This is a genomic window from Citrobacter braakii, assembly GCF_009648935.1.
In the GTDB taxonomy this organism is placed as follows: Bacteria; Pseudomonadota; Gammaproteobacteria; order Enterobacterales; family Enterobacteriaceae; genus Citrobacter; species Citrobacter braakii.
Genome location: NZ_CP045771.1, coordinates 3129085 through 3144000, shown reverse-complemented (window position 1 = coordinate 3144000; position 14916 = coordinate 3129085). Strand labels below are relative to the sequence as shown.

16 protein-coding genes and 1 pseudogene are annotated in these 14916 nt (G+C 49.1%); 14 read left to right on the top strand and 3 right to left on the bottom strand.

Annotation, left to right across the window (positions count from 1 at the left end; all coding sequences use genetic code 11):
* Window positions 1–50: 50 nt before the first annotated feature.
* The 7 genes and pseudogenes from GFC06_RS14675 to GFC06_RS23470 all read left to right on the top strand — a co-directional run bounded on the left by GFC06_RS14675 (window position 51) and on the right by GFC06_RS23470 (window position 4286).
* On the top strand, window positions 51–653 hold the full coding sequence (locus GFC06_RS14675) for a site-specific integrase (RefSeq protein WP_153690305.1): 603 nt from the start codon (window positions 51–53) through the stop codon (window positions 651–653).
* 214 nt (window positions 654–867) lie between these two features.
* A complete protein-coding gene (locus tag GFC06_RS14670; RefSeq protein ID WP_101699969.1) occupies window positions 868–1518 on the top strand; it encodes a hypothetical protein in 651 nt (216 codons plus the stop codon).
* Window positions 1519–1998: 480 nt separating this feature from the next.
* Window positions 1999–2547 (top strand): hypothetical protein, encoded by a 549-nt coding sequence (locus GFC06_RS14665; RefSeq protein WP_153690304.1) that lies wholly within the window; start codon window positions 1999–2001, stop codon window positions 2545–2547.
* Entirely contained in the window at window positions 2526–3161 is a 636-nt protein-coding gene (locus GFC06_RS14660; RefSeq protein WP_153690303.1) for a transglycosylase domain-containing protein, read from the top strand. Before GFC06_RS14665 ends, GFC06_RS14660 begins: the two co-directional genes overlap by 22 nt.
* A 373-nt stretch (window positions 3162–3534) precedes the next feature.
* Window positions 3535–3939, top strand: a pseudogene (locus GFC06_RS14655) (tyrosine-type recombinase/integrase); the annotation flags it as partial.
* Window positions 3929–4081, top strand: a complete 153-nt coding sequence (locus GFC06_RS23615; protein ID WP_456151756.1) for a putative zinc ribbon protein — start codon at window positions 3929–3931, stop codon at window positions 4079–4081. The pseudogene GFC06_RS14655 and the gene GFC06_RS23615, both read left to right, overlap by 11 nt.
* Before the next feature lie 76 nt (window positions 4082–4157).
* Window positions 4158–4286, top strand: a complete 129-nt coding sequence (locus tag GFC06_RS23470) for a hypothetical protein (protein ID WP_265183136.1) — start codon at window positions 4158–4160, stop codon at window positions 4284–4286.
* Window positions 4287–4694: 408 nt separating this feature from the next.
* On the opposite strand, the gene GFC06_RS14650 is transcribed toward GFC06_RS23470, so the two are convergent.
* The 3 genes from GFC06_RS14650 to lsrR all read right to left on the bottom strand — a co-directional run bounded on the left by GFC06_RS14650 (window position 4695) and on the right by lsrR (window position 7715).
* On the bottom strand, window positions 4695–5045 hold the full coding sequence (locus GFC06_RS14650; RefSeq protein ID WP_047498015.1) for a cupin domain-containing protein: 351 nt from the start codon (window positions 5043–5045) through the stop codon (window positions 4695–4697).
* A gap of 12 nt (window positions 5046–5057) precedes the next feature.
* Window positions 5058–6650, bottom strand: coding sequence for an autoinducer-2 kinase (gene lsrK / locus GFC06_RS14645; protein WP_047498013.1), 1593 nt, complete (start codon window positions 6648–6650; stop codon window positions 5058–5060).
* Between the two features lie 108 nt (window positions 6651–6758).
* Window positions 6759–7715 carry a transcriptional regulator LsrR gene (lsrR, locus tag GFC06_RS14640; RefSeq protein ID WP_047499102.1) on the bottom strand — a complete coding sequence of 319 codons (957 nt, stop codon included), beginning with the start codon at window positions 7713–7715 and terminating at the stop codon, window positions 6759–6761.
* Between the two features lie 255 nt (window positions 7716–7970).
* Between lsrR and lsrA the strand changes: the two genes are divergently transcribed.
* Genes lsrA through GFC06_RS14605 form a run of 7 tightly spaced genes read left to right on the top strand, consistent with a single transcriptional unit; the run spans window position 7971 to window position 14607 of the window.
* On the top strand, window positions 7971–9518 hold the full coding sequence (gene lsrA, locus GFC06_RS14635; protein WP_153690302.1) for an autoinducer 2 ABC transporter ATP-binding protein LsrA: 1548 nt from the start codon (window positions 7971–7973) through the stop codon (window positions 9516–9518).
* A complete protein-coding gene (gene lsrC / locus GFC06_RS14630) occupies window positions 9512–10561 on the top strand; it encodes an autoinducer 2 ABC transporter permease LsrC (protein ID WP_047498007.1) in 1050 nt (349 codons plus the stop codon). The genes lsrA and lsrC overlap by 7 nt, the downstream gene beginning before the upstream one ends.
* Window positions 10561–11559, top strand: a complete 999-nt coding sequence (gene lsrD / locus GFC06_RS14625; RefSeq protein ID WP_047498004.1) for an autoinducer 2 ABC transporter permease LsrD — start codon at window positions 10561–10563, stop codon at window positions 11557–11559. Before lsrC ends, lsrD begins: the two co-directional genes overlap by 1 nt.
* A 26-nt stretch (window positions 11560–11585) precedes the next feature.
* Complete coding sequence (gene lsrB, locus GFC06_RS14620; protein ID WP_103766379.1) at window positions 11586–12608, top strand: autoinducer 2 ABC transporter substrate-binding protein LsrB; 1023 nt, start codon at window positions 11586–11588, stop codon at window positions 12606–12608.
* 28 nt (window positions 12609–12636) lie between these two features.
* Entirely contained in the window at window positions 12637–13512 is an 876-nt protein-coding gene (gene lsrF / locus GFC06_RS14615) for a 3-hydroxy-5-phosphonooxypentane-2,4-dione thiolase (RefSeq protein WP_047497997.1), read from the top strand.
* 50 nt (window positions 13513–13562) lie between these two features.
* Window positions 13563–13853 carry a (4S)-4-hydroxy-5-phosphonooxypentane-2,3-dione isomerase gene (gene lsrG / locus GFC06_RS14610; RefSeq protein ID WP_047497995.1) on the top strand — a complete coding sequence of 97 codons (291 nt, stop codon included), beginning with the start codon at window positions 13563–13565 and terminating at the stop codon, window positions 13851–13853.
* Between the two features lie 10 nt (window positions 13854–13863).
* Window positions 13864–14607, top strand: coding sequence for a beta/alpha barrel domain-containing protein (locus GFC06_RS14605; protein ID WP_103766380.1), 744 nt, complete (start codon window positions 13864–13866; stop codon window positions 14605–14607).
* Window positions 14608–14916: the final 309 nt, after the last annotated feature.

Here is a 14916-nt window from a genome sequence, read left to right as displayed (position 1 = left end):
TCATAAGGGACAACCATACTCAAATCTCCAACATTGCAGGAGATTTGAGTATGAACATGTCACCGTGGAACAAAGACCGTATCATAGGCCAAAAAAGACCACTTCAGATATCTCATATCTGGGGGATCCGAATCCGACTTGAACTGGAAGGTAAAACGCGTGATTTAGCTCTGTTCAACATGGCCTTAGACAGTAAGCTACGAGGCTGTGATCTGGTCAAACTCAAAGTATCTGATGTTGCATATGGTAGCTCTGTTTCAAGCAGAGCAACGGTGTTGCAACAGAAAACCGGTAGCCCTGTGCAATTTGAGATAACCAAAGGGACAAGAGAAGCTGTTGCTGCATTGATACAGCTTAGCAATTTGCACAGTAAAGACTTCTTGTTTCGGTCTAGGGTCGGAACTAACCGGCACATATCAACCCGGCAATACAGCCGAATTTTTCATGGGTGGGTAGAAAAGCTTGGTCTCGAAGCTTCGCTTTACAGCACACACTCCATGAGAAGAACAAAACCTTACCTGATCTACAAGAAAACCAAGAATCTTCGGGTGATCCAACTTCTGTTGGGCCATAGGAAACTGGAAAGCACAGTCCGTTATCTGGGCATTGAAGTCGATGATGCGTTAGAGATCTCTGAATCGATTGAAGTCTAAGGTTGTCAGGGCTGCAACAGCAGCCCTGTGCCAAAAGCGGAAGTTGCTCACACTTAGTTGCTTTAATAAGCGACGGGCAGGTCATTGCTGTCAACCTACCTATTATCAGTGACATTAACAAATTTTCATAGCATTTATCTGTGGTTAAGAGTTATATTATTGGGCGTCTCTTGTCGAATTTCATAACTTTCTAATTGAAAATTTAGGATTTCTGATGAAAATATCTCTTATTTTTGCCTTTCTCCCTATAGCTATCTCATTTTTTTCATTATGGGTGAGTTTTATTCATGGTAATAATAGGAATAAAACTGGCATTGTTGATACTCTTTCTAAAGAACTAAGTAATAAGAGAACAACTCCTTATATAATCCAAGTGTGTGTATCTAGAATACATAACAGCAGACCTATCCCATTCAATATTTTAAAAAAACTACTCCATTATAATAATGCATTGGAAATCATCCAGCTTTTTTCATTTGGTAGAAAATTACTTGATATTCTTAAATTCTCAGAGAGTAACAATCGTATTGTAGTGGGGTATTCAGACACATATAACACATTAACTAGTAGGTTAATTAGCATGCTCATTTGTTTTTCGTCTTTATCTATATGCTACTTTACATCTGTTTATCTTATGCTTGAAATGATGAAATCAATTGATAGGGCAAGTTCGATGGGAGGCGTAGGATTTATTGAATTCGGTGAGATAATTTTTAAAACAATAGGATTGATCTTTTTTATGTTTATGACATTTATATTTTCTTGGCAATTTATGATCATTTTTAGATCTGGAAAAAGAATAAGTAAAATCCAAAAATTAATTAATGATAACTATTCCATGCGCAATCATTGTAGAAACGGGTAGGCCGTAAATTATAAAATAGGCCAATATAGCTGTTAAGACCATTGAGTCCGCTTCCGCTCTACAGCTGACCTTTAGCCTAGTTAGCACGTCAGCTCTGTGCCAGAAGCGGACAGTGCTGGCATAACTATAAATCTCTCAACGCGGAGCAAGTCCGTAAGTTGGTAATAGGAGTGAGTTGTCAAAAGTTGTCTCCTGCTACCATCGTCATCGGAGATTCTTAAGTGTGCGCACTATAAGTCACAGTTGCTTCAATCTATAACTTATAGGATTAAAAGTTTGATCTTACACAAGTACCTTTGTAGTATAAGTATCTTTTATCTGATTTATTAAGATAAAATTTGGATTTTTATTCCCTATGGGATAAGAATGTATTCATAACATGATGCCCAAAAATTCCAGCGAGATAGTTTTTAATCGGCGAAGTTGCTTTTTTCTCAAAAATGTAACATCATATAAAAAACATACTGTCAAAAGAAATTTATGAATAAATTTACTGATTTTTTCAACATATTTTGGGAATGGCTTGAGCCATCTCTAACCTTTATTTCCACAAATCAAATCCTAAGTGGTGCTGTTGCTACTCTTATTGCGGCCGTATTGATTTTTATATTCAAAGAATATATTAAACCGCCACCAAATTTTTCGGGCGTCTTTGAAATTGAATGTAAAACACTAAAATCTGCGTATAATCCTTACTTGAATTTAAAAACGTTTTATACACTGACTTTAATATGTGACAACAATAATATTGAAGGGTTTATTGAGAAAACAAAAGACGTTGAAAACAATAATAATATAAGACCATACACTGGTAAGCATAGAAGTATTGGAGAGGTTCGAGGGGTGATTAAGAGAAATTACTTAAGGAAAAATCATGCCTCATTGAATATAAAAATGGAAGGTGAGTTAAGGAGTTATACCATTTTGCTGTATTTCCAAAAGGTGAATGTAGATGCTATGCATGGCAAATTTTGGTCCACCGCTGCAGATTCATCAGGAGACGTGAAATGGCAGCGAAGCGCTTTTTGATTACCTTACTGTCATTGCCATACTTGCTATTGGCAGAAATGGTTTTTAAATTCAGGGTTAAAAGTATTATGGAAGATTATTATAAATGTATTGATTATATAAGGCTTAATTCGATAAGTGAAAGATCTATATCTTTATCTTTAATTGATATATTAAGAGTGGCTGAGGATCATCGGCAACTATTACACAGGGGAGTTGATCCAGTTGCTATTTTAAGAACTATATATCTGAGATTATTTAAAAACATTCATCAAGGCGCAAGTACTATAGACCAACAGTTTGTTAGAACAATAACTAAGAGATATGAGAAAACAGTTCGAAGAAAAATAAGAGAGCAAATATTAGCCATTCTTATCAGGAAAGCAACAACAGCAGATGATATCTGCATAGCATATATATCCTGTTGCTACTTTGGCTATGGCACTTATGGGATAGCTAAACTTACCAAAGCTCATGCAAGCATTAGTGACTTTGACATAGCTGCACGGATTAAGTACCCATTCAGGAAAAACATTGATGACCTTACTGAAGGCAAATTTAATCGAAGGGCGTTATATCTTTCTCATCTATGTAAAGTAAACCCGGATAGGGCGTCGATTTTTTTACGAAAATAAATTAAAAATATCAGTCAATGAAAATTTTAAAATTATGTATTTTTGAAATGTGTTGTGTATTTTCGATATGCTTCTGCTGATGCACGTTATTTTCCTATGATTTTAAAACTACTTGCAGTGGTTAGATTCTGCCTGGTTTGAACTAGGGGAAATTATAGAGATGCATTTGAAATTGTCATCTAAGATGAATGTTTATAAATTTTCATTTTTCAGTCATTTAATGATTATGTTTTGTTTCTATTATCTCCTGACCGACCGCCATCCACTGGAAGTGGCAGCTAAAAATTGCTTTTTTGACAGATATGTACATGTCCGGTTTTCGCTCATAAGGGACAACCATACTCAAATCTCCCACATTGCAGGAGATTTGAGTATGAACACGTCACCGTGGAACAAGGGCCGTATCATCGGCCAAAAAAGGCCGCTTCAGATATCTCATATCTGGGGGATACGAATCCGGCTTGAACTGGAAGGTAAAACGCGTGATTTAGCTCTGTTCAATATTGCCCTGGACAGTAAGCTACGAGGCTGTGATCTGGTCAGACTCAAAGTATCTGATGTTGCATATGGTAGTTCTGTTTCAAGCAGAGCAACGGTGTTTCAACAGAAAACCGGTAGTCCTGTGCAATTTGAGATAACCAAAGGGACAAGAGAAGCTGTTGCTGTATTGATAAAGCTTGGCAATTTGCATAGTAAAGACTTCTTGTTTCGGTCTCGGGTCGGAACTAATCAACACATATCAACCCGGCAATACAACCGAATTTTTCATGAGTGGGTACGTCCCGGATGTACTGCCTATATTACACAGGGCGGACTGGCATTGCTCTGGATGCGACAACGAGTATCACGGTGAACGGTACTGCCGAAGGTGCCAGACCGGTGACCACAGTACAGAAATTATCAGCAGTGAGGGTGAATGATAATGAACGGTTTTTATACCTACAAGATACGGGACACCGCTCCAGCGCGTCAGCTTCACAGGACAGGAGTGCGGCAATGATACAGTTCAGCCCGGTTGAACATGCCATTACCGGAGATGGTGAGTGGGTGACCGTACAGGATGTTCCGCACCACTACCACGGACGGCTGCTGTGTGATTTCTGCCATACAGAAGTGTTTATCTAGAAAGATGCTTTAGGGAACGAGATATTTGTTCATGCCCGTCGTCGCCGGAGTGAGCAGATAAAAAACCAGAACTGCGGGTATGCCTTACGCTCATCCAGACAATCCCCGACAGCTATAATACGTCGCGGTAGCAATAATGCTCCGTCAGGCTACGCGGGTTTCAGGGGGCCACTGAACACCCAAACCGGAAACTGGCGCTGTACCCGGTGTGAACGCTCCTACTACGGCGGCAAGAAATGCCCCCATTGTTGCGATTGGGTATATACAATAGCGCAGTAGCAATATGCCAGAGGCCCGGCGAGTTGGTAGGGTCTGACCACGTCTACATATAGGAAATGGAGCAAGGCGAGTAACATCGCCCGCTCCAGCTTTCATCTAATGGATTCGTTTTCTTAAAAATACCGGTGACTAATACGTCGTCGGCTCAACCGGATGACTGTCTCCCGGAATATGCGGAGATTTAACAAAGACGCCTTTCCACGGCACCTCGCCTCTGTTCACCAGAAAATGTGCTTCACCGGGATCGCAGTGCAAAACATCCCCCGAGCCTAACGTGTAGGGCTCACCGTTCAGATATAACGTTACTTCGCCTGCCAGGGTATAAAAAATCTCGCAGGCTTCGATATGACGATGGTTGGGAAAAGACTGACCGGGCTGAAGCATGACGACGCCCATGTCACATTCCGGACCGCGAATGAGGTATTTCGGGCCACTATCACCAAAACGGTATTCATGATGCGCTTCATTCGATTTAATCATTACGATCTCCTGTTATAAACCCGGCGCTTTCCACAAAGAGGTCGTCAACCCGTGATCGACCAGACCTAACTGCTCCTGATATACCGCCTGCCATTTCTCACGTGATTCCCGATAAAGCTCATGCTTTTCTTTATCCGGCACATGCTCCCGTTCCCAGCGCACCAGTCGTTCACCGGTCTCGGCCATGGATGACCAGATCCCTGCCCCGACGCCGGCCGCGATGGCGCAGCCCAGCGCCGTTGCCTCTTTGACGACCGGCACGTTGACCGTCAGCCCTGAAACATCCGCCAGAATCTGACTCCAGAGTTTTCCCTTCGAGCCGCCACCAGCAAAAACAAGTGAAGTAGGATGGATCCCGGTAAAATCGGCGATTTGATGCAAATTACAGGTCGACACAATGGCCGCATTCTCTTCCAGAGCACGAAACAGCGTGGCTTTATTGCATTTTTCCGGATCGATGGACAGGTTGATGAACGAAGGAGCTGCGTGATACCAGCTCTTGAAGCGCATCCGATCGGAGAAAATCGGCATTATGCCCCATGCGCCAGCCGGTACTCGGGATGCCATATCTTCCAGAAGTGTGTAGGTGTCTACGCCCAGACGCTCAGCGATCAGCTTTTCTTCTGCACAGAAAGCGTCGCGGAACCAGCGCATCGTAAGACCGGTAAAAAAGCTGATGGATTCGGTCTGTACCATCCCCGGAATGACGTGCGGATTCACACGCACGTTCATTTCAGGATCAACAATCGGCGCGGGTAAATTCACCACCTGCTGCCAGAATGTTCCTCCAAGTACAGCAGTTTGCGCCGGGCGTACAACTCCAAGACCGAGACACCCCAACTGAACATCTCCACCACCCACTACCACCGGCGTGCCTACTTTCAACCCGCACATTGCAGCTGCCTGGGCGGTCACCCTCCCCAGCATCGTCCCGGTCTCTTTAACCGGTGAGAGAATATCCGATCGCAATCCAGCCATCTGCAGCAATGACGGCTTCCAGTCTCGTGTTTTGAGGTCCAACAGTCCCGTTGTTCCGGCATTGGAAGGATCCACCGCCAGCTCACCGCTGAGCATGTAGGCCATCCAGTCACTGATCATCGTCACCGTCGAGGCACGACGATAAATATCCGCACGATGGTGCGCAAGCCAGAGCAGACGTGGGATGGCACTCAGCGCCAACGTCTGACCCGTGCTGCGATAGACCTCACTTTCGAAGGTGCAGTCGTGGATCTCCTTAAGTTCGCTGACTTCCCGTGCCGCTCTGGCATCCACGTTTGCACAAGCCCAGACAGGCGTCCCCTCTGCGTCATAGACTACAATGCCTTCGCGCATCGAACAGGCTGAGACGGCTGTAATCGCTTCCGGTGCAATCCCGGCGATATGCAATGCCTGACGGATGCATTCACAGGCCAGTTGCCAGTTTTTTCCCAGATCAAACTCCATCGAACCGGGAACATCCGGTACGGCAAGGTGCCGCCATTCCGCTTGTCCCACCGCGATTTGTTTGCCTTCCAGGTCGAAAATCACGGCGCGAACGCTTCCGGTACCGGCGTCCAGAGCCATCAGGTAATGTGTTGATTCAGAGGGGGTACAGAGTCGGGCCATCGTTTTTGTCCTCGGCTTATTTTATTTGTCAGGTCGTCAATGCTTTCTCCACGGTACAAACGGAAATTCTGTTACTCCCCTGCCACGCGGCTGCACGGCAGATACGCATTACTGCCCGCTGACAATGGCGGCGGCAGTTTCCTGGTCAGTGACCAATGCGTTGATATAACCCCCTTTCATCGCCGCAGCGATCGCTTCCGCTTTATTCACGCCCCCGGCAACACCGATCACAGTCGGGATAGTCTTCAGGGTATTGAGGGTTAACCCGATAAGTTCATCGTGGATTTTCATATCCGGAATCACCTGCCCTTCGGCATCGAAGAAGTAGCCCAGAATGTCACCCACGGCTCCTTTGCGGCCAATCATCAGCTGCTCACCTTTAGTGATATAGCCTGATCGAATAATGGTGGCCTCATCTTTCTGGTTGATTGCGCCAATACCGACGATTGCCGCATCGGCAGCCTGGGCGGCCAGCAGAACATCCTGGACGCTGTTTTCATTTTTTAACGTCCGAGCAATCTCTGCTGAGGAGGCGCGCAGCGGCGCCGGAATAATACTAACCGGACAGGCTGCGTTGAGTTGCCCAATCCCGGTCATGTATGGCCCCACGCCCCCCGAGAGCGTTACCAGGCGAATTTGTTGAGCAGAGATAAATCCACTCAGCCGTTTTAAGGTATTCATGGTCGCTTCGCCGAAGCCCGCCGCCAAAATCTGCTGCGGCTGGAGTGACTCCATCAGCATATGCGCGGCGCCAATCCCCAGGCGAACACAGGCATCCGCTCCGGGAAGTCCTGGGATGACCCGTACATTGTTCAGGTCAAAGCGACGACGTAATTCAGTTTCATATTCCAGACAGCCTTCAAAGCGAGAATTAATCTGTACGCGAATAATCCCGGACTGATGCCCCTTCTCCAGCAGCCGCGACACCTTAAGCCGCGTCAGCCCCAGCCTGTTGCTGATGTCGCTCTGTGTCATACCATCGTGGTAATAGAACCACGCAATACGCGCCACCAGCTCTTCTTCACACATCCCTTGTTCGGAAATCATCGGGTCATTAATAGTCATCATTCTGTCTTCACTTTGAACATATCGAATTTCTGAACACAATTGTTCATTCATTGGTTGCTAATAACTGTGATTAAACACACATTTCAATGGCTTTTATTTGAACAAATTTAATTTTACAGATCATTTTAGCATAAAACGTGATCTATTCGTCGGTTTTGTGAGCAGTTAGGTCATAAGGTTATGAACAATTCGAATCGCACAATACATTTGTTCAACCTGATTCTACCCAGGCCGAACGGAGGTGGCACGTAAATGAGTCACGAAAAAATCGCTCCGCTACTCAGCACACAGTCTGTCTGTAAGCAGTACTCCGGCGTCAAGGTACTGAAAGGTATTAACTTTATTTTGCAAAAAGGCGAAGTCCATGCGCTCCTGGGAGGAAATGGCGCTGGGAAATCTACGCTGATGAAAATCATCGCCGGTATTACCCCGCCGGATAGCGGAAGCATTGAGATTGAAGGTTCCCGATGTACGAAACTGACGCCGATCCTGGCGCATCAGTTGGGAATCTACCTTGTGCCACAGGAGCCGCTACTCTTCCCCAGCCTGACGGTAAAAGAGAATGTCCTGTTTGGCCTGCCCAAACACCAAAGCTCGGCGCAAAAAATGAGCGCGATGCTCGCCGCGCTGGGCTGCCAGTTTGATATCAACAGCCAGGCCGGTTCACTGGATGTCGCCGACCGGCAAATGGTCGAAATCCTGCGCGGGCTGATGCGCGATTCGCGAATTTTGATCCTTGATGAACCCACAGCCTCACTCACTCCTGCAGAAACAGATCGGTTGTTCAGTCGTCTGCGTGAGTTGCTGAGTTCCGGCGTGGGGATCGTTTTCATCTCCCACAAGCTGCCTGAGATACGCCAGATTGCGGATTACATTAGCGTGATGCGGGACGGAACCATTGCGCTCTCCGGTAAAACGGCGGACCTGAGCACAGACGAAATTATCCAGGCCATTACGCCAGCATCACGCACTAACACGCTGAGCGCGACCCAGAAACTGTGGCTGGAATTGCCTGGCAACTGTCCGCAGCACGATACAGGCACACCGGTATTGAGCCTCGAAAATGTAACCGGAGAAGGATTCATGAACGTCAGTTTCGAGGTTCGTGCCGGGGAAATTTTAGGTCTGGCTGGCCTGGTCGGCGCCGGGCGCACCGAACTTGCAGAAACGCTTTACGGGCTACGACCTCTGAGGGCCGGACGCGTCGTACTCGGCGACAAGGATATATCCACGCTTTCCACACGCGAGCGTCTGCAGCATGGTCTGGTATATCTACCGGAGGATCGGCAATCATCAGGACTGAATCTGGATGCCTCGCTGGCGTGGAATGTTTGTGCATTAACCCATAACCACAGCGGTTTCTGGGCAAATCCGGCAAAAGACAGCGCCACGCTCGAACGTTATCGCCGCGCGCTCAATATCAAGCTGAACGATCCCGAACAACCTGCCCGTACGCTCTCCGGTGGTAATCAGCAAAAAATTTTGATCGCCAAATGCCTCGAAGCCTCGCCGCAAGTGCTGATTGTGGATGAGCCGACGCGCGGAGTGGACGTCTCTGCCCGTAACGACATCTACCAGTTGCTCCGCAGTATTGCGGCTCAGAATGTCGCGGTGCTGTTCATCTCGTCCGATCTGGAGGAGATCGAACAGATGGCCGATCGCGTTTACGTCATGCACCAAGGGGAAACAGGCAACGATGCCCTGCAGGGCGACGAGATTAACGTCGACACCATCATGCACGTTGCGTTTGGCGACCGCCCGTCAGGGACGACGCCATATACCGGGGAGGCGCCATGCTGAAATTTATCCAGAATAATCGTGAGGCAACCGCACTGTTGGCAGTGCTGTTGCTGTTCGTTCTGCCGGGAATGCTTGACAGCCAGTACCTCAGTGTTCAGACGCTGACGATGATCTTCAGCAGCGCCCAAATTCTCATGCTGCTGGCTATGGGGGCGACGCTGGTGATGCTGACCCGCAACATCGACGTATCGGTAGGCTCGATAACTGGGATGTGCGCCGTGCTACTGGGACTGCTGCTGAACGCGGGATATCCCCTGCCTGTGGCCTGCGTAGCGACGCTGCTACTGGGACTGCTGGCGGGGGTTATTAATGGCGTACTGGTCGCCTGGCTGAAAATCCCGGCAATTGTTGCCACGTTAGGAACGCTGGGTCTGTATCGCGGCGTCATGCTGCTCTGGACGGGCGGTAAATGGATTGAAGGACTGCCTGCACAGCTGAAGCAACTCTCCGCCCCGGTTTTCCTCGGGATCTCCGCCATCGGCTGGCTGACCCTACTCCTGATGCTGCTGATGGCCTGGCTACTGGCAAAAACCGCCTTTGGTCGCTGTTTTTATGCCACCGGGGATAATTTGCAGGGCGCACGGCAACTAGGTGTGCGTACCGAAGCCATCCGTATTCTGGCCTTCTCGCTCAACGGCTGCATGGCGGCGCTGGCTGGGATCGTCTTTGCTTCTCAGATTGGCTTCATCCCTAATCAGACCGGAACCGGGCTGGAAATGAAAGCCATTGCTGCCTGCGTACTGGGTGGAATCAGCCTGCTGGGCGGTTCCGGGACGATCATTGGCGCCGTGCTTGGTGCCTATTTCCTGACGCAAATCGACAGCGTACTGGTCCTGCTGCGCATTCCGGCGTGGTGGAATGACTTTATTGCCGGTCTGGTTCTGCTGGCGGTGCTGGTATTTGATGGCCGACTGCGCTGCGCGCTGGAACGTAATATCCGCCGACAAAAATATGCCCGCTTCACTCCGCAGCCTCAGCCGTGTCCGTCGGCAAAAAGCGCAGCGGATACTGTGCGCACTGCCAAAAAACGTGAGGTTGCCTGATGACTCGTTTACATCGTTACGGCTGGGAGCTGGCGCTCGCCGCGCTACTGGTGATTGAAATTCTGGGATTCGGCGCGCTGAACCCGCGCCTGCTGGATCTGAACGTACTGCTGTTCAGCACCAGCGACTTTATCTGCATTGGCATTGTCGCTCTCCCCTTAACCATGGTGATCGTCAGCGGCGGGATCGATATCTCCTTCGGTTCCACGATGGGGCTGTGCGCTATCGCGCTGGGTGTGATGTTCCAGGGGGGCGTACCGTTGCCGCTGGCCATTATCCTGACGCTCGCGCTGGGCGCGCTGTGCGGACTGATCAACGCCGGGCTGATTATCTACACGGGCGTGAATCCTCTGGTCATCACCCTGGGAACGTTGTACCTGTTTGGCGGCAGCGCATTGCTGCTTTCGGGGATGGCAGGAGCGACCGGTTATGAAGGTATCGGCGGCTTCCCGCAGGGCTTTACCGATTTTGCCAATCTCGATGTGCTGGGCCTGCCCGTACCACTGATCTTCTTTCTCGTCAGCGTGCTCTTTTTCTGGCTGCTGATGCACCGAACCCACGCCGGACGAAATGTCTTCCTGATTGGGCAAAGCCCTCGCGTGGCGCTGTATAGCGCTATCCCTGTGAATCGGACGCTGTACGCGCTGTACGCGATGACCGGCTTTGCCTCGGCGGTCGCGGCGATACTGCTGGTTTCTTACTTTGGCTCTGCGCGCTCCGATTTGGGGGCTTCCTTCCTGATGCCAGCCATTACGGCGGTCGTCTTGGGTGGCGCCAACATCTATGGCGGCTCCGGGTCAATTCTCGGCACAGCCATCGCCGCGCTGCTAGTGGGCTATCTGCAGCAGGGGTTGCAGATGGCTGGCGTGCCTAACCAGATATCCAGTGCCCTCTCTGGCGCATTACTTATTGTCGTTGTCGTAGGTCGTTCCGTCAGCCTGCATCGTCAGCAAATTAAAGACTGGATGGCACGTCGTCGCGCCATTCGGCAGGCCTGAAATCCATTGCCCTAAAGGAAAAGTACATGACTATTCAGAGCATTAAAAAAATTGCCGTAATCAGTACCCTTAGCCTGGCGGCGTTCACCCTCAACGCTTATGCCGCAGAGCGAATCGCATTTATCCCGAAACTGGTTGGGGTGGGATTCTTTACCAGTGGTGGTAACGGTGCCCTGGAGGCCGGCAAAGAGCTTGGCGTCGATGTTACCTATGACGGTCCGACGGAGCCCAGCGTGTCTGGTCAGGTTCAGCTCATCAATAACTTTGTTAACCAGGGGTATAACGCCATTGTGGTTTCCGCCGTTTCACCTGATGGGTTATGTCCGGCGTTAAAGCGCGCCATGCAACGCGGTGTGAAAGTCCTGACCTGGGATTCTGACACCAAACCGGAATGTCGCTCGTACTACATCAACCAGGGCACACCAGCCCAATTAGGCGGCATGCTGGTTGATATGGCCGCAAACCAGGTCAAAAAAGAGAAAGCCAAAGTGGCCTTCTTCTACTCCAGTCCGACCGTGACCGATCAGAACCAATGGGTGAAAGAGGCCAAAGACAAGATCACCAAAGATCATCCGGGCTGGGAAGTTGTCACCACCCAGTTTGGCTATAACGACGCTACCAAATCACTGCAAACCGCAGAAGGCATTATTAAAGCTTATGCCGATCTCGACGCCATCATTGCGCCGGACGCCAACGCCTTTCCTGCTGCCGCTCAGGCCGCTGAAAACCTGAAGAATACCAGCGTGGCGATTGTCGGTTTCAGTACACCAAACGTGATGCGTCCTTATGTTGAACGCGGCACGGTGAAAGAATTTGGCCTCTGGGATGTGGTCCAGCAGGGCAAGATTTCCGTTTACGTGGCTGATGCGTTGCTGAAAAAAGGCGACATGAATATTGGTGACAAACTGGACATTCCAGGTGTAGGGCAAGTTGAAGTTTCGCCGAACAGCGTACAGGGCTACAGCTACGAGGCGAAGGGAAATGGCATTGTGCTTCTGCCTGAACGCGTGGTGTTCACTAAAGACAACATCGACAAATACGATTTCTGAATTTCATTCCGTAACCGTGGAGTAAAAAATGGCTGATTTAGATGACATCAAAGATGGTAAGGATTTCCATACCGACACGCCGCAACGCAATACCCCGTTCACACTAAAGGGATGCGGCGCACTTGACTGGGGGATGCAGTCCCGACTGTCGCGCATTTTTAATCCTGAGACCGGAAGAACGGTCATGCTCGCGTTTGACCATGGCTATTTTCAGGGGCCAACAACAGGACTGGAGCGTATCGATATCAATATCGCTCCCCTGTTCTCGCTCGCTGATGTACTGATGTGCACACGCGGCATCCTGCGCAGTGTGGTACCACCCGCCACCAACAAACCGGTAGTCCTGCGCGCCTCGGGCGCTAACTCTATTCTCACCGAGTTAAGCAATGAAGCGGTCGCGCTCTCCATGGATGATGCCGTTCGTCTCAACAGTTGCGCCGTGGCGGCACAGGTGTATATCGGCAGTGAGAACGAGCACCAGTCGATCAAAAATATCATTCAGTTGATCGATGCCGGTATCAAAGTCGGCATGCCAACAATGGCGGTGACCGGCGTGGGAAAAGACATGGTTCGCGATCAGCGCTACTTCTCACTCGCCACCCGTATCGCCGCCGAGATGGGGGCGCAGATCATCAAGACCTACTATGTCGATAAAGGTTTTGAGCGCATTGCCGCGGGTTGTCCGGTCCCGATTGTTATCGCGGGTGGTAAAAAATTACCTGAACGTGAAGCGCTTGAGATGTGCTGGCAGGCCATCGATCAGGGCGCATCCGGTGTCGATATGGGGCGTAACATCTTCCAGTCCGATCATCCTGTCGCCATGATGAAGGCCGTCCACGCGGTGGTGCATCGTAATGAAACCGCTGAACGCGCGTACGAACTCTATCTGAGCGAAAAAAACTAAAAAGGGTATGGGCCTGCCCTGGTGGGCCCATGCGTTTTAAGGAGAAAAGTATGCATGTCACTCTGGTGGAAATTAACGTCCACGAAGATAAAGTCGACGAGTTTATCGAGGTATTTCGCCTCAATCATTTTGGGTCGGTGCGTGAAGAGGGGAATCTCCGCTTCGATGTGTTGCAGGATCCGGAAGTTGAGAGCCGCTTTTATATTTATGAAGCCTATAAGGATGAAGCCGCCGTTGCGTTCCATAAAACTACGCCCCACTACCTTGCCTGTGTGGAAAAACTGGAATCACTGATGAGCTGCCCACGAAAAAAACGCGTCTTCAATGGATTGATGCCATAAGGATCTAAAAATGAACCGTCCCTTTTCCGGTTTGAATCGCACAGAGTGCGTATCGTTAATGAAGCACTACCCGTTAAGCATCGGCATTCTTGCCGGTCAGTGGCTCAGACTCGGGGAGTATCAGCAAAATCTTCGCGCGCTTGAACAACCCGTTATTCACCTGGATCTGATGGACGGACATTTTTGCCCTCAGTTCACCGTTGGCCCCTGGGCTATCGCACAGTTGCCACAGCAGATGATTAAGGATGTCCACCTAATGGTGGATAATCCCTGGCCCGTTGTGCAGGCAAGCGTAAAGGCAGGAGCACACTGTGTCACGTTGCAGGTGGAAAACACGCAGCATCTACACCATATGCTTCATTGGCTTGGTGAGCAAAATGCTGAAGTTTCCGGTGGCACTATGCCGCTTTTGCGAGGGATTAGCCTGTGCCCTGCCACACCACTGGAATATATTCTACCGGTCATTGAAGACGTTGAAATAATACAAATTCTGGCGGTAAATCCTGGCTACGGTAGCAAACTCAGCAAGTCAGCTTTACTGAGACGCATCGCGCAGGTTGTCGCATTACTCAATGCAGCCGGCAAGCGAGACGCCATTCTGCTGGCAGTTGATGGTTCGCTAAACCTGGAAGAACTTCCAGAGATCATCGCCAGCGGTGTGGATCGTGTAGTATCCGGCAGCGCACTCTTCAGGAACGATGCTCTGGCGGATAACATCTCTCGCTGGCTCACTACAATTCATTCAGCGCAATAAGTACTGCTATGTTTTCTTTTATCACCAGGATACTAACGATTTACCACATGCCATTAAGTTCTACGCTCCCTTGGTAGAAAACCTGGATATAGACAGGCATAAAGAGGGAGCATCCTACAACAAAGTGGTGCGATAACAGTTACCGCGTTTTATTCATCCCCATTATTTCAACCATAAATACTGGTCTCTCCAGCCCGTAACTTTCACAAACGTTGAGCGTTTTTGTTCCACCCGGCTCACATTATTTTTTATTTGTGCAGATTTGCGCGCTTTCACGTGAGCGCTCTCACAATTATTCGACCAGTGAGC